The following is a 24,742-nucleotide window of genomic DNA, read 5'->3' as shown; positions in this document are numbered from 1 at the left end:
CGCGATTGACGAACATTCGTAACACACAAACCCCTGTTTTATGCGAAATCGCACGCGAAATACGATATTACGAAACATTCTCGTAACCCAAGTGGCGAGTGCGCGAAATGCGCGAACCTAGACTAAGAGCCTGTAAGTTACTTATTCGAATTACCCATTCGAAAGGAGCGGTCCCGTGACTGCACTCGAAACCAAGGCTGATGCTGAGGCCCTTATCAACAAGGAAGGCATTGAATATGTCTCCGTCCGCTTCACCGATCTGATCGGTGTTCAGCAGCACTTCACCGTGCCGGCCAGCGAGTTCCTGAAGGACGCCTTCACCGACGGCATGCCGTTCGATGGCTCCTCCGTGGAAGGTTTCCAGGCCATCAACGAATCCGACATGAAGCTGGTGCCTGACGTTTCCACCGCATTCGTCGATCCGTTCCGCAAGCACAAGACCCTCGACGTGGCCTTCTCCATCGTCGACCCGCTGACCGACGAGCCGTACTCCCGCGATCCGCGTCAGGTCGCAGGCAAGGCCGAGGCCTACCTGAAGTCCACCGGCATCGCCGACACCGCCTCCTTCGCCCCTGAGGCCGAGTTCTTCATCTTCGACAAGGTGCGTTTCGAGAACAGCATGCGCCGCTCCTTCTACGAGGTGGACTCCATCGAGGCTCCGTGGAACTCCGGTGTGGACACCGAAGACGACGGCACCCCGAACATCGCGTTCAAGAACCGCGTCAAGAAGGGCTACTTCCCGGTTCCGCCGGTTGACCACAACCAGGACCTGCGTGACGACATGGTCGCCAACCTGCAGAAGGTCGGTCTGATCCTCGAGCGTTCCCACCACGAGGTGGCAGGCGCCGGCCAGCAGGAGATCAACTACCGCTTCAACACCCTGCAGCACGCAGGCGACGACCTGATGAAGTACAAGTACGTCGTCCACGAGACCGCTGCCCTCGCCGGCAAGGCCGCGACCTTCATGCCGAAGCCGATCGCAGGCGACAACGGCACCGGCATGCACTGCCACCAGTCCCTGTGGAAGGATGGCAAGCCGCTGTTCTACGACGAGAAGAACTACGGTGGTCTGTCCGACCTCGCCCGCTGGTACGTCGGCGGCCTGATCAAGCACTCTTCCTCCGTGCTGGCCTTCACCAACCCGTCCCTGAACTCCTACCACCGTCTGGTCCCGGGCTACGAAGCGCCGGTCAACCTGGTGTACTCCGCTCGTAACCGTTCCGCCGCCATCCGTATTCCGCTGGCCGGCACCTCCCCGGCTGCGAAGCGCATCGAGTTCCGCGCTCCGGATCCGTCCTGCAACCCGTTCCTCGCCTTCTCCGCTCAGCTGATGGCAGGCCTGGACGGCATCCTGAACCACATCGAGCCTCCGGCACCGGTCGACAAGGACCTCTACGAGCTGCCGCCGGAAGAGCACGAGGGCATCAAGCAGGTGCCGAGCTCTCTGGCCGAAGCCATGGACGCTCTGGAAGAGGATCACGACTTCCTCACCGCCGGCGACGTCTTCACCGAGGACCTGATCGACACTTGGATCAGCCTGAAGCGCGGCGAGATCGACCAGGCTCGTCTGGCCCCGACCCCGCTGGAGTACGAGCTGTACTTCCACATCTGATAGGCGCTTAGGCGGAAACATAGTCGGCAGTAGGTCTTGCGCATTAGCGGGATAGCCTACTGCACCTATTAGGCCATAGGAAACCCACTACATCCGTAATCGGATGTAGTGGGTTTCTTTATGTGTTCCGGTCGGCAACGCGTCAAGTCAATTCGCCTAAATTCCGCCATCAGATGCATATGACCTCGTCATCCATGGCTCCTAGACCTGTCCTTAAGCGCGTTGTTCGGCTTACGGTGGGCAAGCCGCATGCGCAGCGGAAAATTGTGGGCGGCTTCGGCGGCACGCCGGTGATTCGTGCCGCGCCCTCATGATATGTGGATGAAAGTCAACCCTGAACGCCCATAATGGAACCATGGCTGAAGAACAATCGTTTAATGAGCGCGTATATGCGGTGGTGTGCGAGATTCCGCGGGGCATGGTCGCCACGTATGGGCAGGTCTCGGAGCTGATCGGCGCGCCGCGTTGCGCGAGACTGGTGGGATTGGCGTTGCATGCCAATCCGAAGCAGGGGAGGATTCCATGCCATCGCGTGGTGTTCCGGGACGGTTCTTTGGCGCCGGGCTTCGCTTTCGGCGGCCCGAATGCTCAGCGTGCCTTGTTGGAATCCGAGGGCGTGACGTTCGTGGCGCCGAAGCCAAATGGCAATGCCGGCGATGGGGGATGGCGCGTTGATTTGGCGCTTTGCCAATGGCAGGCATAGCGCTATGCGTGACGATGCCATGGGACCGCCGGCCATTCGATAAATTTAAAGGTGTGGATGCCTCATTCAATGCTATGTGGCCAGCGGCCATTATGACCACATAGTGTTTTCGAACCCCCGATTCGCGAATGACGTTCCTATACTCGAGCCCATGTTGTTCCAAGCCGGTTCCCTGCTGCTCGTCATCATCAGCGTCTACATACTCAAACGCATCCACATCTTCAACAAACATTCCTACAAGGTCGTGCAGGGCCTCGTCTTCAATCTCACGCTGCCCTGCGCCATCGTGATGAGCTTCGCCACGAACAAGCATCCGATGAATCTGCTGTGGCTGGTCGTATTCGGACTGTTCGCCTGCATGATTCCCCTTTTCATCGTGTTCCTTGGTTCCCACGGCGACGAGCCGCGGTACCGTGCGTACCAGATGCTCAACGCCTCGGGACTGAACATCGGCGCGTTCTGCCTGCCGGTGGTGCAGACCTTCATGGGGCCGAGCGCCGGCCTGCCGGTCATCATGCTGGACATCGGCAACGCCATCATCGCCACGGCCGCCTCATTGACCATCACGCGGTCGTTGCTGCATCTGGGAAGCCCCACCAAAAACCTGCCGTTGGCGCTGAAGATCAGGAACGTGGCGCACGACTTCTATTCCTCGATCTCCTTCGACATCTACATGCTCATGCTGGTGTTCATGTTCGCCGGATTGACGGTGCCGAAATGGATCGTCACGCTGATCACGCCGTTCGCCAACGCCAATGCGTTCGCCGCCATGGCGATGATTGGCCTGATGATGGAGGTTCCCGACAACCGCAAGGACCGTTCGGAACTCGGCAAGGTGATTATGTGGCGTCTGTTCTTCGGTGTGATTATCGCGGTGGCCGCATGGTTCCTGCTGCCGCTTGACGAGCGCGTCCGGGAGATCGTGGTGCTGGCCGCGTTCGCGCCCGTGACGATCTTCTCCACGAAGTTCACCGATTCGTTGACCGGCAACGCCGAACTCGCGGGATTCTCGCTGACGGTCACCGCCGTCATCGGATTGGCCATCATGACGGTGCTGCATGCCGTGCTGCCGGTTGTCTGAACGACTGCACGGCGTTGCGCCGTAAGCCGTATTGCGGGATTCCGCGTGCGTCCGGCATTTGCCGCCAATCGTCGGGCAGGGGACGCCGCCTGTCCCGAGTGCGGATGCGCAGGTCATGCCCGGTGCGTGGCGATGATATGTTCGATGTCGTTCAGATTCGAGGCGAAGTAAATGCCGTGCTGGCGTTCCGTTGTGGAGAAGCCGGCGTCGATCATATGCCGCAGCAGCGCGCGCATGTCGTCATAGAAACCGTTGAGATTGTAGAAGATGCACGGCTGAGTCAATTGGTCGAGGCAGATCTTCGACACGACCTCGCTGATCTCCTCCAAAGTGCCGGTGCCGCCGGGGAAGGCGATGAACACGTCGCCGAGCTCGATCATGCGCGTCCGACGCTCGGTGATGTTCGGCACGATGGTCAGTTCGGTCAGCCCATGGTGCGCGACGCCCTTGTCGACGAACATCTGCGCCTCGATGCCGGTCACCTTGCCGCCATGTTCCAGCACGGTGTCGGCGATCACCGCCATCAATCCCTCGTCGGAACCTCCGTAGACGAGCCGGTGGCCGTTGTCGGCGATCCATGCGGCCAATTCGATGACCGCGTTTTTGTATACGGGGTCGTTGCCTTCATGCGCGCCGAGATACACGGTGATGTTCATCTGACTGCCTTCCGTACAAGGTTGCTGTCCGCCTCTGGTGGACGTTCATATGGGTCTTATAAAAACAAGTGGCGGCCGTCGTCGCCGACAGCCACCACTCAGTCTACTGGCAGGTCGTTCACCGTCGCGTCGGTGCCGGCCTGCGTTTCCTTCTGATCGGCGCCAGCTCGAACACCTCGTCCGAGACCTTGGCCACTTCCGGACTGTGCGTCACGATGATGACGCAACGGTCCTCGTCATGGGCCAACGCGCGGAAGATGCCCATGATGTCGTCCTGTGTGGCCATGTCGAGGTTGCCAGTCGGCTCGTCCGCCACGATGATGGACGGGTTGTAGCTCAGCGCGCGGGCGATGGCCACACGCTGCTGCTCGCCGCCCGACAGATGCAGGATGCGCTCATTCGCGTATTCTTCGGGCAGATGCACCTGCTGAAGAAGCTCGTCGACGATTTCCCTCTTCGGCCGTTCGAAGGATTTGCCGGAAGCGTCCATCGACAGGATGATGTTCTCGCTCACCGTCATGTTCGGCAGCAGATTGAAGCTTTGGAAGATCACGCCGATGTCATGGCTGCGGTAGCGGTATCGGTCCTGCTTGGCCAGATCGGCGCCGCGGTACAGCACCTTGCCTTCGGTCGGATTGGCCAACCCGGAGATTAGTGACAGCATCGTGGTCTTGCCGGCACCCGAAGGACCGGTGATGGCATGCACCCTGCCGGAGTGGAAATCGTGGCTGATGTTCTTCAGCACGCGTTTTCCGCCCTTCGTATAGGCATAGCTCACATTGTCCAAACGGAGCACGGGGGCTTTCGAAACGCCCTGCGTGGTTTCCGATGCTGGGGATTCTGCATTCATGGTCATGATGATTCCTTTCGGGAACGGTTTCAGGAGCGGTCGGCGAGGATCTGCAACGGTTCGTACCGCAGCACGAAGACGACGGCCACCAATGCGGCGACGAGCGTCAGCGCCAATCCGACCAGCAGCAGTTGGCCGACCACGGCGAGGTTCACGGTCGCGTTGATGGAGGAGACGTAGTTGGTCGCGCGGTCCATCATGCCGCCCGGAGCGCCGCCTTGCGGCTTGCCATTGGCAGTGTTCTTCGTGGTGTCGGCGCCGTTCGCGCCGCCGGAAGAAGAGGAACCGGAATCGGCGGAATCATCTGAAGTCTTGCCGCCCGACTGCTGCATGTCGCGGCCGAACTGCTCACGCTGGCTGGATTGCTGCGTCTGCTGCTGCTCGACCTGGCTGGACAGCAGCTGGTTGGAGACCGGCACGGAGGCTGCCGATCCGATTCCGGTGCCCAAGGCGAGGCCGATCATCGTGACGATGAGCAGCTCCAGCGTGAACTGCGCCGCCACCTTCACCTTGTTGACTCCGATCGCGGTGAGCACGCCGATCTCGTACTTGCGTTCGCGCACGTTCAGCAAGGTGATGACCACCAGCACCACACCGCCGACCGCCAGCACCACAATCAGCAGCGTCAGCGCGAACTTCGACAGGTTGTTCAATGGCACCAGGCTGGATTCGTAATTCTCCACGTCGGCGGAGGACACGGTGTAGTCGCTACCCAAGCCGGCCTTCTTGACATCCTTGGCGAATGTCTCGTAGTCCGCCTTGTCGGCGAACACGTAGGTGTAGTTCAGCTGAGCCGCGGAATCGGAATCCGAATCGGAATCCAATCCCAGCGATTTGAGCGTGGACACGGAAGTGTAGATCGCGTTCGCCGGATCGGAGGCGTTGGACGACATCGGTCCGCCCATCTGCTGGCTCGACTCGGTGGAGTTCTTGTAGATGCCGACGATGGTCAGCTTGTATGTGGTGTCCGAGTCATTCGGATCGGCGACGCTGACGGTGTCGCCGACGGACAGGTCGTTGAAGTCGGCGAGCGACTTGGAGATGATCGCATCGCCATCGCTGCCGGTGCCATAGCCGAACACCTTGCCGGATTTCATGGTGAAGGTGCCGTTGGAGGCGTTGGCGACGGCCTCGTCGGATGAGAAACCCACAAGGGAGAAGTCACCGCTCACCATGGCGGCTCCGCCTTGGCCACCCATATCTCCGCCGGGCATCTTGTCGCCGGGTTCGTTGCCGTCGGACTGGCCGTTCGAATCCGATGAGCCGCTTGAGCTATCCGAGCTGTTCGAATCGGAGGAGCTGGAGGAACTGGAGGAATCGGAGACCGGTTGGAAATCGTCGGTTGCCGACAATCCCGTGGTCTCCGTGTAATAGGTCGACTTCACCGCGGAAGACGATTTCGCATACTTCTGATATTTGCTCAAGGAAAGCTGTTTGTCGCTCAAAGCCGAGCGCATCGCGTCGAAATCGGGTTTGCCGTCGTCGGATTGGCCGGAGGAATCGGATTTGCTCTGTTCCCGTGACTGGCTGATGAGCTTGCTGCGGTCGAGGCTGATCTGCGCGGTGATGGTGGTGTTCTCCAGTCCGCTTTCCCTCGCGGTGGCCGCCGCCTGCCTGATGGACAGGCCGATGGTGGCCGCCGCCGCGATAATGGCGACGATCACGATGATTAGGACGTTGCGGCCCTTGTTCCTGGTGACGCTTCTCCAAGCGTTTTTGATGACGAACATATGGTTCCCCTGAATTGAATGGGCATTGCCTACGCCGCCGCATGCGGCGTTTACGACCATGGTAAAAAGCGGTTCTTTGCCGATTGCGGGGAGAACCCTTGAACGTGGCTGTGATGAATCTGTGAATTCACTGGACGGCGATGGCGGTGAGGAAACGCGATATGAAAAGAGTGGCGACGGGGCGCGAGGTGTTAGGCTAACGCGTATGCCTATTAAATCCGAAGTTATTGCGAATCCCAAGTCGGAACGCGTCCGCCGCGTGGCCGAGCTCGCGGATCGGAAGGGACGCAGGCGCTCGGGCCGCTTCATGGTGGAGGGGCCGCAGTCGGTGCGCGAGCTGCTGACATGGCATCCCGACATCGTCCAGGACCTTTATGTGGAGGTGGACTCCGCGGAACCGGACGCCACCTTCGTGACGCCCGCGGTGGCGCAGATGGCCGGCAAAGCCATGCAGTCCGGCACGTATGTGCACAAGGTCACGCATGCGGTCATGCACCATATGAGCTCGGACGCGCAGGGCGTGCTCGCCGTCGCGGGAACACGCGAATTCCTCGATACGGCCGTCGCTCCCGACGATTTCGACGACCATGCGATGGTCGCGGCGTTCTGGCAGGTACGCGATCCGGGCAACGCCGGCACCGTCATCCGATCGGCCGACGCGTCCGGCTGCGCCGCGGTGGTGTTCGTCGACGATTGCGTGGACATCTTCAATCCGAAGGTGATCCGTTCCACCGCCGGTTCGTTGTTCCACCTGCCCGTCCTCAGCATGGGCACCGAGGAGTTCTTCTCGTGGTGCGACGAGCACGGTCTGACCATCTACGCCGCCGACGTGTATGGCACCGACGCACGTCCGCCGGAATCATTGACCGATGTGGTCGCGTCGCCTGAATCGGCCATCGGCGCCAAGACGGTGCTGTTCGGCAACGAGGCGCGCGGACTGACCCGGGAGGTGCTTGAACGCGTCGACCGGATCGTATCGATTCCGATTTACGGCAAGGCGGAATCGTTGAACCTCGGCACGAGCGCGGCGGTGATGCTGCTGAGCTTGGCTATGTCGAGTCATGTTGAAAGAATGTGAAGTCGGAAAACGTTGAAATTGCGCGTTTTTCGCGTAAAACAAACGGGAAATTAGAAAGGTATCTCGTGGCAGAAGGTGCGGTATTCGACGCCCAAGCGGTAACCGATGCGGTTGCCGAGGGCATCGCGAAAATCGAAAACGCCTCCAGCATGGAGGAATTGAAAGCCATCAAGACGCAGTACGCCGGAGCGGAATCCGCGATGACGCAGGCAAGCAAGGCCATCGGTTCTTTGCCGAAGGACCAGAAGAAGGACGCGGGCAAGCTCATGGGCAAGCTGCGCGCCGACTTCGGTCGCGCGTTCGGCACCAAGGAGAAGCAGGTCAAGGCCGAAGAGGAGGCCCGCGCACTGGCCGCCGAAACCGTCGACATGACCTTGCCGGTCGAGCGTAAGCCGTTGGGCGCGCGCCATCCGCTGCCGAAGCTCATGGAGGATGTCGAGGACTTCTTCGTCTCCATGGGATGGCAGATCTCCGACGGTCCGGAAGTGGAGACCGAGTGGTACGACTTCGACGCGCTGAACTTCGGGCCGGACCATCCTGCGCGCCAGATGCAGGACACCTTCTACGTCAAGGGCAATCAGGCCAAGGACGCCGCGGGCTTCGTCGGCTCCAACATGGTGCTGCGCACCCAGACGTCCTCCGACCAGGTCCGTGGTCTGATCACCCGTGGCGTGCCGCTGTACATCGCGTGCCCCGGCCGTGTGTTCCGCACCGACGAGCTTGACGCCACCCACACTCCGGTGTTCCATCAGGTCGAGGCCCTTGCGGTCGACAAGAACCTGACCATGGCCGATCTGAAGGGTGTGCTCGACAAGCTCGCCGTGGCCATGTTCGGTCCGGAGGCCAAGACGCGTCTGCGCCCGAGCTACTTCCCGTTCACCGAACCGAGCGCCGAGCTCGATCTGTGGTTCCCCGATAAGAAGGGCGGCGCCGGCTGGCTCGAATGGGGCGGCTGCGGCATGGTCAACCCGAACGTGCTGAAGTCCGCGGGCCTCGACCCCGAGGTCTACACCGGCTTCGCGTTCGGCGTGGGCGTGGAACGCACCCTGCTGCTGCGCCACGACATCAACGACATGCACGACCTGGTCGAAGGCGACGTGCGATTCAGCGAACAGTTTGTGATGGGGGAGTGATTGACCCATGCCAATGGTTGATATTGATTGGCTCAAGGACCACGTCGAGGTTCCGGAAGGCCTTACCTACGAACAGCTTGCCAAGGATCTGGTGAAGGTCGGCCTCGAAGAGGAGGAGATCCACTCCTCCCAGGTCACCGGTCCGATCGTCGTCGGCTACGTGGTCGACGCCACCCCGGAACCGCAGAAGAACGGCAAGATCATCAACTGGTGCCACGTCGACGTCGGCGACCAGTACAACGAGACCGACGAGAACGGCAACAAGGTGCCGCGCGGCATCATCTGCGGCGCGCCGAACATGGCCGCCGGCGAGAAGGTCGTCGTGACCCTGCCGGGCGCCGTCCTGCCGGGCGACTTCAAGATCGAGCCGCGCAAGACCTACGGCCACATCTCCAACGGCATGTGCGCCTCCGAACGCGAGCTGGGCCTGGGCGACAACCACGACGGCATCATCCTGCTGCGCAAGTACGGTTTCACCCCGGAGGAGTACGAGAAGCTCCAGCCGGGCGACGATGCCATGCACCTGCTGCACTTGGACCAGCCGCTGCTGGAGATCAACATCACGCCGGACCGCGGCTACGCGTTCTCCTACCGCGGCGTGGCACGCGAATACCACCACTCCACCGGTGCCGCGTACACGGATCCGGCCATCGAACTGGGCAAGAAGGCACCGGTCACCACCGGACTCCCCGAAGGCACCAAAACCGATATCGAAGTGGTCGTCGACGACAACAATCCGATTCACGGCGTGGTCGGTTGCGACCGCTACTACGCACGCGCGGTCCGCGGCTTCGACCCGTCGAGCCACACGCCGAACTGGATGCGCCGCCGTCTGGTCCGCGCCGGCATGCGGTCCATCTCCCTGGCCGTCGACGTCACCAATTACGTGATGCTCGACCTCGGCCAGCCGATGCACGCCTATGACCTCGACAAGATCGAGGGGCCGATCGTGGTGCGTCGCGCCAACGAAGGGGAGAAGCTCACCACGCTGGATGGCAAGGAACACGATTTGAGCGTCGAGGACCTGCTGATCACCGATTCGCCGAACGGACAGCGCGGCTCCCGCGTGCTCGGCATCGCGGGCGTGATGGGCGGACTGTATGGCGAAGTCACCGCCGAGACCAAGAACATCCTGCTGGAATCCGCGCACTTCGACCCGGTGTCGATCGCACGTTCCGCACGCCGCCACAAGATCCCCTCCGAGGCGTCGCGCCGCTTCGAACGTGGCGTGGACAACCAGTTGCAGCCGGCAGCCGCGCAGATGGCCGCCGAACTCATGGTCAAGTACGGCAACGGCGAGCCGAGCGAACACCCGACCGACCTCAACACGGTCGCCGTGCGCCGCCCGATCCTGTTCAAGGCCTCCGAAGTGGCCCGTGTCGCCGGTCTCGATACCGATGTGAACACCATCAGCGACATCCTCACCGACATCGGCTGCTCCGTGGCAGGTGGCGGCAATGGTGAATTCTCCGTGATGCCGCCGAGCTGGCGTCCGGATCTGAACCAGCCATGCGACCTGGTCGAGGAAGTCGCCCGTCTCGTCGGCTACGACGAGATTCCGGTCACCGTTCCGCCCGCGCCGGTCAAGGGCAAGGTCGGTCTCACCCCGGAGCAGCTGCGCAAGCGCCAGGTGGCCGACGAGCTCGCCGAATACGGCATGGTGGAAACGCTGAGCTATCCGTTCGTAGGCCCTGCAGACTACAAGAACTTCGCATTGAACGCCGAAGAGGTCGAGAAGGTCAGCGTCGAAATCGCCAACCCGCTCGCCGGTGACCGCCCGTTCCTGCGCCGCGACATTCTGCCGACGCTGGCCCAGACCGTGCAGCGCAACCTGCGCCGCGGCGCCGAAAACGTGTCGCTGTACGAAATCGGCCACGTGTACCTGTGGAATCCGGACGCCCCCGCGATTCCGGCACTGCCGGGCGCGGTCAAGCCGACCGACGAGCAGCTCGCCGCGCTCGACGCGGGCCTGCCGGACCAGCCGATGCACGTCGCCGGCATCCTCACCGGCAACGCGGTCGATTCCGGCTGGCTGGGCGAACGCCGCGCGGTGGACTGGAGCGACGCCGTCGAATCCGTGCGCCGCATCTCCGACCGCATCGGCGCCGGCCTCACCTTGGTGCAGCCGAAGGCCGAGGACGTTCCCTCCCAGTGGCATCCTGGCCGTGCGGCCAAGGTGATGGCCGGCGATGTGTTCGTCGGCATGGTCGGCGAACTCCATCCGCATGTGAACGAGGCCTTGGGCTTCCCGGCTCATTCCGCGGCGTTCGAGCTGAATCTGACCGATCTGTTCGCCACGCTGAGCGGCAAGCCGGTGCAGGCCAAGCCGATCTCCACCTTCCCGCCGGTCAAGCAGGACCTCGCCTTCACCGTATCGACCGACGTCACCGCGGCCGATTTGGAGAAGGTCATCGCCAACGCCGCCGGCGATGCCCTGGAAGACATCAAGCTGTTCGACGTCTACACCGGCGACCAGCTGGGAGAAGGCCTGAAGTCCCTGGCGTACGCGGTCACGTTCCGCGCCAAGGACAAGACGCTGACCTCCGACGACAGCGAGGCCATCCGCAAGCGTATTGTGGATGAAGCGGCCAAGTTGGGTGCGCAGCTGCGCGCCTGACGCCGGTCCCAACAAAGAACAAAAAAGGACGATTGATGAACGAACCGGAACAGAACCAGCAAACAAAATCCGACGAACGTCGAGATGATGCCGGAGCTGCTCCGGTTCCTTCGTCTTCGGCCGATAATACGGAACGGCCGGCGCAGAAGCCGGCCTACGGGCAGTACAACCAGCCGGAATACGGCGCCATGTCCAGTCAGTACCCGGCCGGATACAATCCATACGTCTATGGGGCTCCCGAACCGGAGCCAAAGCCGCAATCCGACGACGGACAGCAGAATCCTCAGATCCGGAACGCGCAGTATGGCCAGCAGAACGGCCAACCGTACAACCGGCAGTTCCCGAATCAGCCGTATGGCCAGCCCTACGGCAACCAGCAGCCCGGAAACCAGAATCAATGGGCCGGCCAGCCGAACGCCGGTCAGTGGAACAGCGGGTATCCAAATCCCCAAAACGGAAGCCAACAGCCATACAATCCCAATTATCCGGGAGGCATCAACCTCGACGACCCCAGGCAGAATCCATGGTACGGGCACTGGGATTCCTACGCCATCATCTCCTTTATCTTCGCGCTGTTCCTGCCGGTGCCGGTATTGTCGGCGATCATGGGCGCCGTGTCGATGTGGCGCACCAAGAAACTGCACATGAAAGGCTATTGGCTGGGATTCGCCGCGGTGGTGATCAACGTGCTGTACACCATCACGGTGATCTGGCTCACCGTGCACGGCATGTCCACCACGGACCTGTACAACGAGATGATGCAGTACATGCTCGGCAACGGCGGCGGCAACGGTTCGGATTCCATCACCGCCTGAACCGGTTTCGAACGTCGGCCGATTGCATTGTGGAAACGTCGATGACCACTATCCGACACAATTCAGATGCATAGTTATGCAAAGTATTGCATAAAGTGTATGCTGAACACTGTTTTAGCGAGTCAAGGAAAGAGACGTGACATGGCCAAATACACGGTAGCCGTGGCCGGCGCCACAGGATATGCGGGCGGCGAGGCGCTTCGCATACTTGCGGCGCACCCGAATTTCGAAGTGACCTGCGTCGCCGGACATTCATCGGTGGGCGACAAGCTCGGCAAGCACATGCCGCATATTCCGCAGCTGGCGGATCTGGTCGTGGAGGACACCACACCGGAAGTGCTCAATGGGCACGACGTGATCATCCTCGCTTTGCCGCACGGCGCATCAGGCGCATTGGCGGCAAAACTCGACCCGAACGCCGTGGTCGTCGACCTCGGCGCGGACCACCGTCTTGAGGAACAGTCCGCGTGGGACGAGTTCTACGGCGGCGACTTCTACGAACATTGGACGTACGGCATGCCGGAACTCATCACCGGCACCAAGGCGGACGGCTCCTACACGCGTCAGCGCGAGGCGCTGCCCGGAACCAAGCGCATCGCCGGTCCGGGTTGCAACGTGACCGCCACGACGCTGGCGTTGCAACCCGGTGTGGCGCAGGGGTTGGTCGACCCGACCGATATCGTCGCCGACCTGGTCGTCGGCTATTCCGGCGCGGGAAAGAACCTCAAGCGCACGAATCTGCTTGCCGCCGAGGCGTTCGGCTCGGCGTTGCCGTATTCGGTGGGCGGCACGCACCGTCACATTCCGGAGATCCTGCAGAACTTCGCGCACGCCGCGGGCAAAAGCGCCGCGGCCGCCAGCGAATTCACCTTGGGATTCACCCCCATACTCGTTCCGATGGCCCGCGGCATCCTCGCCTCCGTTTCGGCGAAGCTGACCGACAAGGCATTGAGGATGACCGACGCCGAAATCCGGCAGGTATGGCTCGACGCCTACCGTGGCCAGGATTTCATGGTGGTGCTTCCGGAGGGCGTGATGCCGGCCACCGCCAACATCATCGGCTCGAACGCCGCCCACATCCAGGTCGCCGTCGACCACAAGGCCGGACGTCTCCTGGCGTTCGCGGCCATCGACAATCTCAACCGCGGCACGGCCGGCCAAGCGGTGCAGTCGCTGAATGTGGCATTGGGACTTCCTGAAGACGCAGGTTTGACAAAGATTGGAGTGGCACCGTGAGTGTAACGTTCGCACAAGGTTTTTCCGCGGCCGGAGTGACGGCCGGCATCTCTTCCGTCGAAGGCAAGAAGGATCTGGCCCTGGTCGTCAACAACGGTCCGCTTGACGCGGCCGCCGGAGTGTTCACGTCGAATCGTTTCTGCGCGGCCCCCGTGCAGTGGTCCCGTTCCGTCGTCAAGGACGGCCATCTGAAGGCCGTGATCCTCAATTCCGGCGGAGCCAACGCCTGCACCGGCAAGCCGGGATACGAACAGTCGAAGGCCACGGCCGAAAAGGTCGCCGGCTTGCTCGGTGCGAAGGCCGAGGACGTGGCGGTGTGCTCCACCGGCCTGATCGGTGAGCTGCTGCCGCTCGACAACGTGCTTTCGGGCGCCCAGAAGGCATATGACGCCCTCGCCGATGACGCCCAGGCCGGTGCGGACGCGTCCCACGCCATCATGACCACCGATACCAAGGCGAAGACCGTCGAGCTGGAAGGCTCCACCGGATTCCGCGTCGGCGGCATGGTCAAGGGCTCCGGCATGATCGCGCCCCAGCTGGCCACCATGCTGTGCGTCATCACCACCGACGCCGTCGTGAGTGCCGGCCAATTGCAGGCCGCGCTGAACGCCGGAGTCGACAAATCCTTCAACCGCATCGACGTGGACGGCTGCATGTCCACCAACGACACCGTGCTGCTGCTCGCATCGGGCGCCTCCGGTGTGGAGCCGGACCCTGACGAGTTCAACGAACTGGTGGCGAAGGCCACCGCGTCGCTGGCCCGCCAGATCATCGGCGACGGCGAGGGCGCAAGCCACGACATCCGCATCACGGTCACTGGAGCCACCACCGAGGACGCGGCCCTTGCATGCGCCCGCGCGGTCGCGGCGTCGAACCTGCTCAAGTGCGCCATCTCCGGAAACGACCCGAACTGGGGCCGAATCGTCAGCTCCCTGGGAACCGTTTCCGTTCAGGACGCCCCCTACGACTCCGAGAAGGTGACCGTGGACGTCAACGGCGTCCGCATCTGCGAGAACGGCGGCGCGGGCCGCGACCGTTCCGAAGTGGACATGACGCCGAGGGAGGTGCACATCGACATCGACCTCAACGCCGGAGATGCCGAGGCGACCGTCTGGACCGACGATCTGACCCACGAATACGTACACATTAACGCTGATTACGAAAGCTGATTGAACACCAATGACCAAAGAGCTCAAGGGACCTGGATTCCATTTCGACGTGCATACCGACCTGCGCGCCGATCAGAAGGCGGAGGTGCTGATCGAGGCATTGCCGTGGCTTGAGGAGTTCGCGGGCCAGCGCATCGTCATCAAGTATGGCGGCAACGCCATGATCGACGACCATCTCAAGGCATGCTTCGCGCAGGACATGGTGTTCCTCCGCCAGGTGGGCCTGCATCCGGTGGTCGTCCACGGCGGCGGCCCGCAGATCTCCCGCATGCTCAAGGCATTGGGCATCAAGTCGGAGTTCAAGGGCGGACTGCGCGTCACCACTCCGGAAGCCATGGACGTGGTGCGCATGGTGCTCACCGGCAAGGTCTCACGTGAGCTGGTTGGTCTGATCAACGCGCATGGTCCGTTCGCGGTCGGACTGTCCGGCGAGGACGGCGCCCTGTTCTCCGCCATGCAGCGCAAGCCGATCATCGATGGGAAGCCCACCGACATCGGCCTTGTCGGCGACGTGGTGAGCGTCGACGCCTCGGCCGTGGAGGATCTCATCAACGCGGGACGCATCCCCGTGGTGTCTTCGGTCGCTCCGAACGAGGACGACGCCACCGAGGTGCTGAACGTGAACGCCGACTCCGCAGCCGCGGCGCTTGCCTCGGCGCTCGGCGCCAGCAAGCTGGTGATCCTGACGGACGTCGACGGCCTGTATGCGGACTGGCCCGACCGTGATTCCCTCATCGGACGCATCGGCGTGGAGAACCTGCGCGACATGCTGCCCGACCTCGAAAGCGGCATGCGGCCGAAGATGGAAGCCTGCGTGAGGGCCATCGACGGCGGCGTCCCGCGTGCCCACATCATCGATGGACGCAAGCCGCACTCCATCCTGAACGAAATCTTTACCACCGCCGGCATCGGCACCATGGTCGTGCCCGAAGACGGCATTGAAATGAGGAATTCCTATTATGGCAACTGAACAGTTGGAAACGCTCGGCAACGAAGACTCCAAGTGGCTGGGGAAGTACTCCCAGGTGCATATGAACGTGTTCGGCACGCCATTGCGCGTGATGGATCACGGCAAGGGCGCGCATCTTTGGGACGTCGATGGCAATGAATACCTCGACTTCCTCGCCGGCATCGCGGTGAACGCTCTGGGCTACGCGCACCCGAAGTGGGTGAAGGCGATCAGTGAACAGGCCGCGAAGGCCGCCCACGTGAGCAACTACTTCGCCACCGAGCCGCAGATCAACCTGGCCTCCAAGCTCGTCGAACTCGCAGGGGCTCCGGAAGGCTCCCGCGTATACTTCGGCAACTCCGGAGCCGAAGGCAACGAGGCGGCCTTGAAACTCGCCAAGCTGTACGGCCGCACGCTTCCGGGCGCGTTGCCGTCCGAAGGCGGCAAGCCGGCGCGCATCATCTCCATGACCCACGGCTTCCACGGCCGCACCATGGGCGCGCTGTCCGCCACTTGGAAGCCCGCCATCCGCAAGTCGTTCGAACCGCTGGTGCCGAACTTCGAATTCGTGGAGGCCGGAAACGTCCAGGCCCTGCATGACGCCTTCGCCGAAACCGGCCAGGGCAAGCATGGCAAGGGACCGGTCGCGGCCGTCATCATGGAGCTGATCCAGGGCGAGGCAGGCGTCCGTCCTCTGGGTGCCGACTATGTGAAGAAGGCGCGTCAGCTGTGCGATGAGCACCACGCGCTGCTCATCATCGACGAGGTGCAGACCGGCATGGGCCGCACCGGTTCGTGGTTCGCGTTCCAGCGTGAGGAGCTTTCCGGCGGCGTGACCCCGGACATCGTCACGTTCGCCAAGGGCGTCGGCGGCGGATTCCCGATGGGCGGCATGATCTCCTTCGGCGCCGAGCTGTCGGCGCTGTTCACCCCGGGCTCGCACGGTTCCACGTTCGCCGGTAATCCGCTGGGCGCCTCCGCGGCTCTGGCGACGATCGGCACCATCGAGGAGGAAGGCCTCGTGGCGAACGCCGACGTGCGCGGCAGGCAGCTGCGCGACGCCATCAGCGCCTGCGGCAACAAGCTGTTCACCTCGGTGCGCGGAAGCGGTCTGCTCGACGCCATCGAACTCGCTCATCCATGCGCGCACGCCGCGATGAACTGGGCGCTGGAACACGGTCTCATCGTCAACGCGGTCGCTCCGGACGCCCTGCGTCTCGCACCGCCGCTGGTCGTCACCGAACAGGACATCGACCAGGCCGTTTCCATCCTCGCGCAGATTCCGTGCGATCTGCCCAACGACTGAGCCAACCGGATTCGAAAGGAGAGCCGAACATGGCAACACCTGAATTGCGCCACATGCTGCGTGACGACGATCTCAATCATGAAGAACAGAAGCAGGTTCTCGAACTGGCCATCAAGTTCCACAAGAACCGCTTCTACCACCAGCCGTTCGCCGGCCCCCAGGGCATCGCGGTGATTTTCGACAAGCCCAGCACCCGCACCCGTTCCAGCTTCTCCATCGGCGTCGCCGAATTGGGCGGATACCCTCTGGTCATCGACAAGTCGGGCTCCCAGCTCGGCCGCGGCGAACCCGTCGCCGACACCGCGCGCGTGCTCGACCGCATGGCCTATGGCGTGGTGTGGCGCACGTTCGGGCAGGACCGCGTCGAGGAGATGGCACGCTACTCCACGCACCCGGTGGTGAACGCGTTGACCGACGAGTTCCATCCCTGCCAGATCCTCGCCGATTTCCAGACCATCGCCGAGCATCGCGGTGGCGTCGACAACCTGAAGAACCAGACCATCGCCTATGTGGGCGACGCCGCCAACAACATGTCGAATTCGTACCTGCTCGGCGGTGCCGTGGCCGGTATGGACGTCCGCGTGGCCGGCCCCTACGGCTACCTGCCCGATCCGCAGATCGTGGCCGATGCCGAGGCCATCGCCTCCGAAACCGGCGGCTCCGTCCTCGTGACCACCGATCCGAAGGAAGCCGTCTCCGGCGCCGACTGCGTGTTCACCGACACATGGGTCTCCATGGGCGAGGAGGCCGAATACGCCATCCGATCCAAGCCGTTCTGGGATTACCAGGTGAACGCCGGCCTGATGGCCGAGGCCAAGGATGACGCGATTTTCCAGCACTGCCTGCCGGCGTATCGCGGCAAGGAAGTCACCTCCGAGGTCATCGACGGGCCGCAGTCCGTGGTCTGGGACGAAGCGGGCAACCGTCTGCACGCCCAGAAGGCCCTGCTGACCTGGCTGGCCGGCAAGGCTCGTGGAGACGAAAGTCTGCTGGTCTGATGACCGATTCAACTCCCGCGTTGCAGCGTCCTGCCACCCGGGCCGCTCGACTGAGCGCCATCGAGCAGGCGCTGCTGACGTGCGTCGTCACTTCGCAATCGCAGCTGTCGCAGATTCTCGCCGATCAGGGCATCGAAGTGACCCAGGCCACGTTGAGTCGTGACCTCGATGAGATCCACGCCACGAAAACGCGCCTGTCCGACGGCACCGTCGCGTATGCCATCGGCGTCCAACAGCCCGAGGACCATCCAACGGGCGGTTCGGACGCCAAAATGGAACAACAGATAAGCCGCATCCTTTCGGGACTGGTCACTTCCGTGGCCGCCGCGCGCAACCTCGTGGTCGTGCATACCCCGTCGGGCGCCGCGCAGTATGTCGCGAGCGTCATCGACAAGCAGACGATCGGCGGGGTGCTGGGTACCATCGCCGGCGATGATACCGTTATGGTGATCTGCGCCGACGACGACAGCGCGAAAAAACGCGCGCAATGGCTCTTGGACGTCGTGTCCAAAGGGTGAATGGCCGTATAGTGGACATTATGCGTCAGATATGCATAAATATACAAGGTATTGCATATACTGATGAATAACATTTGTTGCAAGAAAGGGAAACCATGAGCGATAAGAATCGTCTCGTCCTGGCGTACTCCGGTGGTCTTGACACCTCCGTCGCCATTTCATACCTCAAGGAGCGCACCGGCAAGGATGTCGTGGCCGTGTCCCTCGACGTTGGCCAGGGCGGCGAGAGCCTTGAGACCATCAAGCAGCGCGCTTTGGATTGCGGCGCGGTCGAGGCCTACGTGGTCGACGCCCGTGACGAGTTCGCCAACGAATACTGCATGAAGGCCTTGAAGGCCAACGCCATGTACGAGGGCGTGTACCCGCTGGTTTCCGCCATCTCCCGTCCGCTGATCTCCAAGCACCTCGTGCGCGCCGCCCACCAGTTCGGCGCCGATACCATCTCCCATGGATGCACCGGCAAGGGCAACGACCAGGTGCGTTTCGAAGTCTCCATCGCGTCCATCGATCCGACGCTGAAGGCGATCAGCCCGATCCGCGACCTGTCGCTCACCCGCGATGTCGAAATCGCGTTCGCCAAGGAGCACAAGCTGCCGATCACGCAGACCGAGAAGAGCCCGTTCTCCATCGACCAGAACGTGTGGGGCCGTGCCATCGAGACCGGTTTCCTCGAGGATCCGTGGAACGGTCCGACCAAGGATTGCTACTCGTACACCGACGATCCGGCGTTCCCGCCGGTCGAGGACGAGGTTGTCATCGAATTCAAGCAGGGCGTGCCGGTCAAGATCGACGGCCGCGACGTCACCCCACTGCAGGCGATCGAAGAGATGAACCGTCGTGCGGGTGCCCAGGGCATCGGCCGCATCGACTTGATCGAGGACCGTCTGGTCGGCATCAAGTCCCGTGAGCTGTATGAGGCTCCGGGTGCCGTGGCGCTGATCACCGCCCACCAGGAACTCGAGAACTGCTGCCTCGAGCGCGAGCAGCACCGCATCAAGCGCGACATCGACAAGCGCTGGGCCGAGCTGGTCTACGACGCGCAGTGGTTCTCCCCGGCGACGCAGTCCCTGAACGCCTTCATCGAAGACACCCAGAAGTACGTCTCCGGCGAGGTCCGCATGGTGCTGCACGGTGGACGCGCCGTGGTGACCGGCCGTCGTTCCGACACCTCGCTGTACGACTACAACCTCGCCACCTACGATTCCGGCGACAGCTTCGACCAGAAGTCCTCCAACGGCTTCATCGACATCTACGGTCTGCCGAGCCGCGTGGCCGCTGCCCGCGACATCAAGTTCGGCAAGGGCATCGAGGTCCCGGAAAACAGCGTCGAGTGAGCCGAACGCGTCACCGCGCCGGCGAATCGTTCTGACTGATGGGGGAGAGAACGCCGTTAGGACTATCCTGACTGGTATTCTCTCCCTCAGTCATGTTTGCAAGGAGATATGGAAAATGACCGAGAGCACAACCAATGGTGAGCACCTCGCCCTGTGGGGTGGCCGCTTCAAATCCGGACCGTCTCCGGAACTCGCCCGATTGAGCAAATCCACCCAGTTCGACTGGCGTCTGGCGGACGACGACATCGCGGGCTCGCGTGCGCATGCGCGTGCGCTCGGCCGCGCCGGACTGCTGACCGCCGACGAGCTGCAGCGCATGGAGGATTCCCTCGACGAACTGCAGCGCCGCGTCGATTCGGGCGCTTTCGCGCCGATCGAGGATGACGAGGACGAGGCCACCGCCCTCGAACGTGGACTGCTGGACATCGCCGGCGACGAACTCGGCGGCAAATTGCGCGCCGGCCGTTCCCGCAACGACCAGATCGCCGCGCTGATTCGCATGTGGCTGCGCCGCCACAGCCGCGTCATCGCCAAACTGCTGCTCGGCCTCGCCGCCGCGCTGATCGAGCAGGCCGAAAAAGCCGGACGCACCGTCATGCCGGGCCGCACCCACATGCAGCATGCGCAGCCGGTTCTGCTCGCGCACCAGCTCATGGCCCATGTCTGGCCGCTGCTGCGTGACGTGGAACGTCTGTCCGATTGGGACAACCGCATCGACGCCAGCCCGTATGGCTCCGGCGCGCTTGCCGGCAACACGCTCGGCCTCGACCCGGTGGCGGTGGCCCGCGAACTCGGTTTCTCCAAAGTCACCGCCAACTCCATCGACGGTACGGCAAGCCGCGACCTCGTCGCGGAATTCGCGTTCATCGCGGCCATGACCGGCGTGGACATCAGCCGTCTTTCCGAGGAAATCATCATCTGGAACACCCAGGAGTTCGCCTTCGTGCGTCTCGATGACGCGTACTCCACCGGTTCCTCCATCATGCCGCAGAAGAAGAACCCGGACATCGCCGAGCTCGCACGCGGCAAGTCCGGCCGTCTCATCGGCGACCTGACCGGTCTGCTGGCAACGCTCAAGGGCCTGCCGACCGCGTACGCCCGCGACCTGCAGGAAGACAAGGAAGCCGTCTTCGATCAGGTGGACACCCTCGAGGTGCTGCTTCCCGCCTTCACCGGCATGGTCGCTACCATGACCTTCGACAAGGAGCGTCTGGAAGCCGAGGCCCCCACCGGATTCGCGTTGGCGACCGACATTGCCGAATGGCTCGTCAAAAACGGCGTGCCGTTCCGCCACGCGCATGAGCTTTCCGGCGCATGCGTGAAAATCGCCGAAGACCGCGGACAGGAGCTATGGGATCTGACCGACGAGGATTTCATCGGCGTGTTCCAGGGCTTCCTTCCCGCGGACAAGGCTCCTGAAGTGCGCGAGGTGCTGTCCACCGAGGGCTCCGTCTCCGCGCGCAACGGCAAGGGTGGCACTTCGCCGCTCAGGGTGCGCGAACAGATCGCCGCGGCCAAGTCCTCCGTGGAGCAGCTGCGCGTCTTCGCCAACTCCATCAGCGACGGTTCCGCATACAAAAGCCCGGAATCGCTGCTCAAGTAACCGGCAGTCCGCCAATCGGAAACATAATCGAGAAATCAGGCAAAGCGGTGCATCTCACTCGAACGCAGATCCAACGCCTCGTGCAGCAACACGGCGCCGAAATCATCGGGCATCGGCATATGCGAATCGAGAGAAACTGCTACCAGCATGGTGCGGTGACCACATTCGCCCATTCCATCCGTGTGGCATGTCTGGCGGTATGGCTCGCCGACCGGCTGCATCTGTGGCATCGGGTCGACCTGCATTCGCTGGTCCGCGCCGCTTTGCTCCACGATTATTTTCTCTATGACTGGCATGATTGGGACGATGGCGCGCACCGTTTCCATGGATTCACCCACGGGGGAGCGGCCATGCGCAACGCGATGAGGGATTTCAGGCTCAATCGTGTGGAGCGTGACAGCATCGCGCACCATATGTTTCCCCTGACGCCGGTTCCTCCCAGGTATGTCGAAGGATATCTGGTCACCTTGGCCGACAAGATCAGCGCCACCAGGGAAACGTTCTCCATGGAAAGGTTCGACAGGCCGAAAAGGCCGGGCACCTCCGGCATTTCGCGCTGACGACGATTCGAAACGACGAGGATTCGGCATGATTGCCTTGGAATATCTGTTTCTCTGGTTTCTGTTCTATTCATTCATCGGTTGGATCTACGAATCGATCCTCGTTTCGGCGACCGAACGCCGCTGGGTGAACCGTGGTTTCCTCAACGGGCCGTTATGCCCGATCTACGGTTGTGGAGCGGTGCTCGCGGTCGTGCTATTGCGTGACGTGCACGATTCCATGGCGATTTTTCTCGTTTCCTCGCTCGGCGCGAGCGTGCTCGAATACGTCACGTCATGGGGCATGGAGCGGCTGTTCCACGCGCGATGGTGGGATTACAGCAACTACCGGTTCAACATCCACGGCCGCATCTGCCTGCTCGGCGCCGTGGTGTTCGGTTTCGCCGGCGTGCTCATCGTCAACGTCGTGCACCCGGCAGTCGCATACGCCACGAGCGTGATTCCGTTGCCTGCCGTGCATGCGATGTGCGCGGTGTTCGCCGTGGCCGTCATCATCGATACCATCGTCACCGTGCTCGGCATGGCCGATTTGGCCGACAACCTCGCGAAACTCGGCGACATGGTCCAGTCGTACGCCGAAAAGGCCGGCGACTCGTGGCAATGGGGCAGGGACGTGTTCTCGGAGAAGGTGCATGGTCTCTCCGAGTCCTCGCAGGAACTGTTCGCCCATGCGCAGACGGCGGTCGCCTCGGTGCTCAACAGGCAGCAGCGCCGCATGATCGCGGCGTTCCCGCATATGCGTTCCACCGAATCGGCGAAATACAGCAAGATCATCGAAACCGTGCGCGAGATGATCCGCAGAAGGAAATGACGACGACCATAGCGACATGGCTTGGCACGGTCTTCAACATAGGTGCGACTGGTGGAAGGCATGACTGACGGGCGTTTCTGCGCTGGTTGGACGAATCCCGCGTTCCCGTGATCGCGGGCGGAAACGCCAAGTCCCGCTGTCTTCGTCTTCTGCGAGACTGTAGGGTGCGTAAAACGCGGTAACGTCCACAATTCGATAGGGAGAAAACAGCTATGGCTCACGTCATCGATTTCAAGGAGGCCGGTTTCGATTCCGTCCTTGATGAACTGGAATGGCGCGGGTTGATTTCCCAGTCCACTGACAGGGATCGACTCGCCGAAGCGTTGAACGGAGAGCCCATCACCTATTATTGCGGTTTCGACCCGACCGCAGCCTCCCTGCACATCGGTAATCTGGTGCAGCTGATCAACATGCGTCACCTTCAGGCGGCGGGCCACCATCCCATCGCCTTGGTGGGCGGGGCCACCGGACTGATCGGCGATCCACGTCAATCCGGCGAACGCACGCTGAATCCGAAGGATGTCGTGGCCGGCTGGGCCGAGCGTCTGAAGAAGCAGATCGGCGGCATCCTCGAAACCGAAGGCGACAATCCGGTGCGTTTCGTGTCCAACTACGACTGGACCGCGCAGATGAGCGTCATCGACTTCCTGCGTGACGTCGGCAAGAACTTCCGCATGGGCACCATGCTCGCCAAAGACACGGTGGCGCGGCGTCTGAACTCCGAGGAAGGCATCTCCTTCACCGAGTTCAGCTACCAGGTGCTGCAGGGCAACGACTTCCTGCACCTGTTCGACGAATACCATTGCGTGATGGAGATCGGCGGTTCCGACCAGTGGGGCAACCTCACCTCCGGCCTCGACCTGATCCACAAGGTGCGTGGCGTGGACGTGAACGTGTTCACCAGCCCGATCATCACCGACGCCCAGGGCAAGAAGTTCGGCAAGTCCGAAGGCAACGCCGTCTGGCTGGACGGCACCATGCTCAGCCCCTACAAGTTCTACCAGTTCTGGTTCAACCGTCCGGACAGCGAGATGGAGAACCTGCTGAAGGCGTTCACCTTCCTGCCGAAGGCCGAAATCGAACGTCTCGTCGAGGAGAGCAAGACCAATCCGGGCGCGCGCGAGGCACAGCGCACCCTGGCTTGGGAGGTCACCAGTTTCGTGCATGGGGAAGAGGCGACGCGCCAGGCGCTGGACGCGGCCGGCGCGTTGTTCGGCCGTGGCGGAGACCTTGCCGGCATCGAGGAGTCCGTGCTGGAAGCGGCCCTCGAAGGTGTGAAGGTCGATGGCGAATTCGCCAAGGCCTCCGTCGGCGACCGCGTCGCCGAAGCCGGAATGAAGGCCGGACTGTTCAAGTCGATTTCCGAGGCCCGCAAGACCATCAAATCCGGTGGCGTGTACCTCAACAACGCACGCGTCGCGGACCAGGACCAGACCCTCACGGAAGACGACTTCCTGCACGGGCGTTTCGCGCTTATCCGTCGAGGCAAGAAGGCTCTTGGCGCGGTCGAACGCGCATGAGCGCCGAACCGACGCGATCGGTATAACCGTCAAATCACAATCATCGAGAAAAAATCTAAGGAAAACAAGGAAAAGCATGGCAGAAGAACAGCGCGGATCCCGCGGCAAGTCCTACGGAAACCATAAGTCCTACGGTTCGGGTCGTCCGGGCAACCGCGGCGGCAAGGGATTCAAGCCGCGCGGCAACGGCGGCAAGTCCTACGGACACCGTTCCGGTGGCTTCCACAACGACGACCACAAGGGCGGCTATCGCAAGGGCAACGGCGGTTTCCGCCGCGACCGCGATTTCCATCGTGATGGTGAAGGTGAAGGCCAGGAGCGTCGTTTCCACAACGGTCCGCGCAAGTTCAACCGCGACGGCCAGCGTCATGACGACCATCGCGGATACCGCGGCGGCCGCGGCAATGACAATCCGCGGTACCGTCGTGACGACCGTCGCGATGGCGATCGTCGTAATTTCCGT

21 protein-coding genes and 1 pseudogene are annotated in these 24,742 nt (G+C 62.3%); 19 read left to right on the top strand and 3 right to left on the bottom strand.

Going from position 1 to position 24,742, the window contains the following annotated elements; genetic code table 11:
* Nucleotides 1-175 precede the first annotated feature (175 nt).
* The 3 genes from glnA (at nt 176) to B3C64_RS01470 (ending at nt 3,396) form a co-directional block, all read left to right on the top strand.
* A complete protein-coding gene (glnA, locus tag B3C64_RS01480) occupies nt 176-1,612 on the top strand; it encodes a type I glutamate--ammonia ligase (protein WP_291533232.1) in 1,437 nt (478 codons plus the stop codon).
* 355 nt (nt 1,613-1,967) lie between these two features.
* Complete coding sequence (locus tag B3C64_RS01475) at nt 1,968-2,315, top strand: MGMT family protein (RefSeq protein WP_291533230.1); 348 nt, start codon at nt 1,968-1,970, stop codon at nt 2,313-2,315.
* Between the two features lie 151 nt (nt 2,316-2,466).
* Nucleotides 2,467-3,396, top strand: a complete 930-nt coding sequence (locus B3C64_RS01470) for an AEC family transporter (protein ID WP_291533228.1) — start codon at nt 2,467-2,469, stop codon at nt 3,394-3,396.
* A 113-nt stretch (nt 3,397-3,509) separates the two neighbouring features.
* Here the strand turns inward: B3C64_RS01470 and B3C64_RS01465 are convergent, their stop codons facing one another.
* The 3 genes from B3C64_RS01465 to B3C64_RS01455 all read right to left on the bottom strand — a co-directional run bounded on the left by B3C64_RS01465 (nt 3,510) and on the right by B3C64_RS01455 (nt 6,632).
* A complete protein-coding gene (locus B3C64_RS01465) occupies nt 3,510-4,052 on the bottom strand; it encodes a TIGR00730 family Rossman fold protein (protein WP_291533227.1) in 543 nt (180 codons plus the stop codon).
* Between the two features lie 118 nt (nt 4,053-4,170).
* The gene (locus B3C64_RS01460; protein WP_414632143.1) at nt 4,171-4,908 is read right to left on the bottom strand and encodes an ABC transporter ATP-binding protein; all 738 of its coding nucleotides are present in this window, start codon (nt 4,906-4,908) and stop codon (nt 4,171-4,173) included.
* Nucleotides 4,909-4,931: 23 nt separating this feature from the next.
* Nucleotides 4,932-6,632 carry an ABC transporter permease gene (locus tag B3C64_RS01455; RefSeq protein WP_291533226.1) on the bottom strand — a complete coding sequence of 567 codons (1,701 nt, stop codon included), beginning with the start codon at nt 6,630-6,632 and terminating at the stop codon, nt 4,932-4,934.
* Between the two features lie 205 nt (nt 6,633-6,837).
* On the opposite strand from B3C64_RS01455, the gene B3C64_RS01450 reads away from it, so the two are divergent.
* From B3C64_RS01450 to B3C64_RS01375, 16 genes and pseudogenes are all read left to right on the top strand, one after another.
* A complete protein-coding gene (locus B3C64_RS01450) occupies nt 6,838-7,710 on the top strand; it encodes a TrmH family RNA methyltransferase (protein ID WP_291533225.1) in 873 nt (290 codons plus the stop codon).
* 65 nt (nt 7,711-7,775) lie between these two features.
* Nucleotides 7,776-8,843, top strand: coding sequence for a phenylalanine--tRNA ligase subunit alpha (gene pheS, locus B3C64_RS01445; RefSeq protein WP_291533223.1), 1,068 nt, complete (start codon nt 7,776-7,778; stop codon nt 8,841-8,843).
* Between the two features lie 7 nt (nt 8,844-8,850).
* A complete protein-coding gene (gene pheT, locus B3C64_RS01440; RefSeq protein ID WP_291533221.1) occupies nt 8,851-11,460 on the top strand; it encodes a phenylalanine--tRNA ligase subunit beta in 2,610 nt (869 codons plus the stop codon).
* 35 nt (nt 11,461-11,495) lie between these two features.
* On the top strand, nt 11,496-12,275 hold the full coding sequence (locus B3C64_RS01435; protein WP_414632142.1) for a hypothetical protein: 780 nt from the start codon (nt 11,496-11,498) through the stop codon (nt 12,273-12,275).
* Nucleotides 12,276-12,416: 141 nt separating this feature from the next.
* Nucleotides 12,417-13,511: an N-acetyl-gamma-glutamyl-phosphate reductase gene (gene argC / locus B3C64_RS01430; RefSeq protein ID WP_291533220.1), complete on the top strand. Its 1,095-nt coding sequence runs from the start codon at nt 12,417-12,419 to the stop codon at nt 13,509-13,511.
* Complete coding sequence (argJ, locus tag B3C64_RS01425) at nt 13,508-14,680, top strand: bifunctional glutamate N-acetyltransferase/amino-acid acetyltransferase ArgJ (protein ID WP_291533219.1); 1,173 nt, start codon at nt 13,508-13,510, stop codon at nt 14,678-14,680. The genes argC and argJ overlap by 4 nt, the downstream gene beginning before the upstream one ends.
* 10 nt (nt 14,681-14,690) lie before the next feature.
* Complete coding sequence (gene argB, locus B3C64_RS01420) at nt 14,691-15,650, top strand: acetylglutamate kinase (RefSeq protein WP_291533218.1); 960 nt, start codon at nt 14,691-14,693, stop codon at nt 15,648-15,650.
* Nucleotides 15,640-16,935, top strand: coding sequence for an acetylornithine transaminase (locus B3C64_RS01415; RefSeq protein ID WP_291533217.1), 1,296 nt, complete (start codon nt 15,640-15,642; stop codon nt 16,933-16,935). The genes argB and B3C64_RS01415 overlap by 11 nt, the downstream gene beginning before the upstream one ends.
* 29 nt (nt 16,936-16,964) lie before the next feature.
* On the top strand, nt 16,965-17,933 hold the full coding sequence (argF, locus tag B3C64_RS01410; protein ID WP_291533216.1) for an ornithine carbamoyltransferase: 969 nt from the start codon (nt 16,965-16,967) through the stop codon (nt 17,931-17,933).
* Nucleotides 17,933-18,451 (top strand): arginine repressor, encoded by a 519-nt coding sequence (locus B3C64_RS01405; RefSeq protein WP_291533215.1) that lies wholly within the window; start codon nt 17,933-17,935, stop codon nt 18,449-18,451. The genes argF and B3C64_RS01405 overlap by 1 nt, the downstream gene beginning before the upstream one ends.
* Nucleotides 18,452-18,546: 95 nt before the next feature.
* Nucleotides 18,547-19,785 (top strand): argininosuccinate synthase, encoded by a 1,239-nt coding sequence (locus B3C64_RS01400; RefSeq protein WP_291533214.1) that lies wholly within the window; start codon nt 18,547-18,549, stop codon nt 19,783-19,785.
* 115 nt (nt 19,786-19,900) lie between these two features.
* Entirely contained in the window at nt 19,901-21,388 is a 1,488-nt protein-coding gene (gene argH, locus B3C64_RS01395) for an argininosuccinate lyase (protein WP_291533213.1), read from the top strand.
* Nucleotides 21,389-21,435: 47 nt separating this feature from the next.
* Nucleotides 21,436-21,948, top strand: a complete 513-nt coding sequence (locus tag B3C64_RS01390; RefSeq protein ID WP_291533212.1) for an HD domain-containing protein — start codon at nt 21,436-21,438, stop codon at nt 21,946-21,948.
* A gap of 28 nt (nt 21,949-21,976) precedes the next feature.
* A complete protein-coding gene (locus B3C64_RS01385; protein WP_291533211.1) occupies nt 21,977-22,759 on the top strand; it encodes a putative ABC transporter permease in 783 nt (260 codons plus the stop codon).
* Between the two features lie 212 nt (nt 22,760-22,971).
* Nucleotides 22,972-24,279 (top strand): tyrosine--tRNA ligase, encoded by a 1,308-nt coding sequence (gene tyrS / locus B3C64_RS01380; RefSeq protein ID WP_291533210.1) that lies wholly within the window; start codon nt 22,972-22,974, stop codon nt 24,277-24,279.
* A 76-nt stretch (nt 24,280-24,355) separates the two neighbouring features.
* Nucleotides 24,356-24,742 (top strand): annotated as a pseudogene (locus B3C64_RS01375) (helicase); the annotation flags it as partial.

Origin of the sequence: Bifidobacterium sp. UBA6881, assembly GCA_002451435.1 — a bacterium.
Lineage (GTDB): Bacteria > Actinomycetota > Actinomycetes > Actinomycetales > Bifidobacteriaceae > Bifidobacterium.
This window is presented reverse-complemented; position numbering and strand designations above follow the sequence as displayed.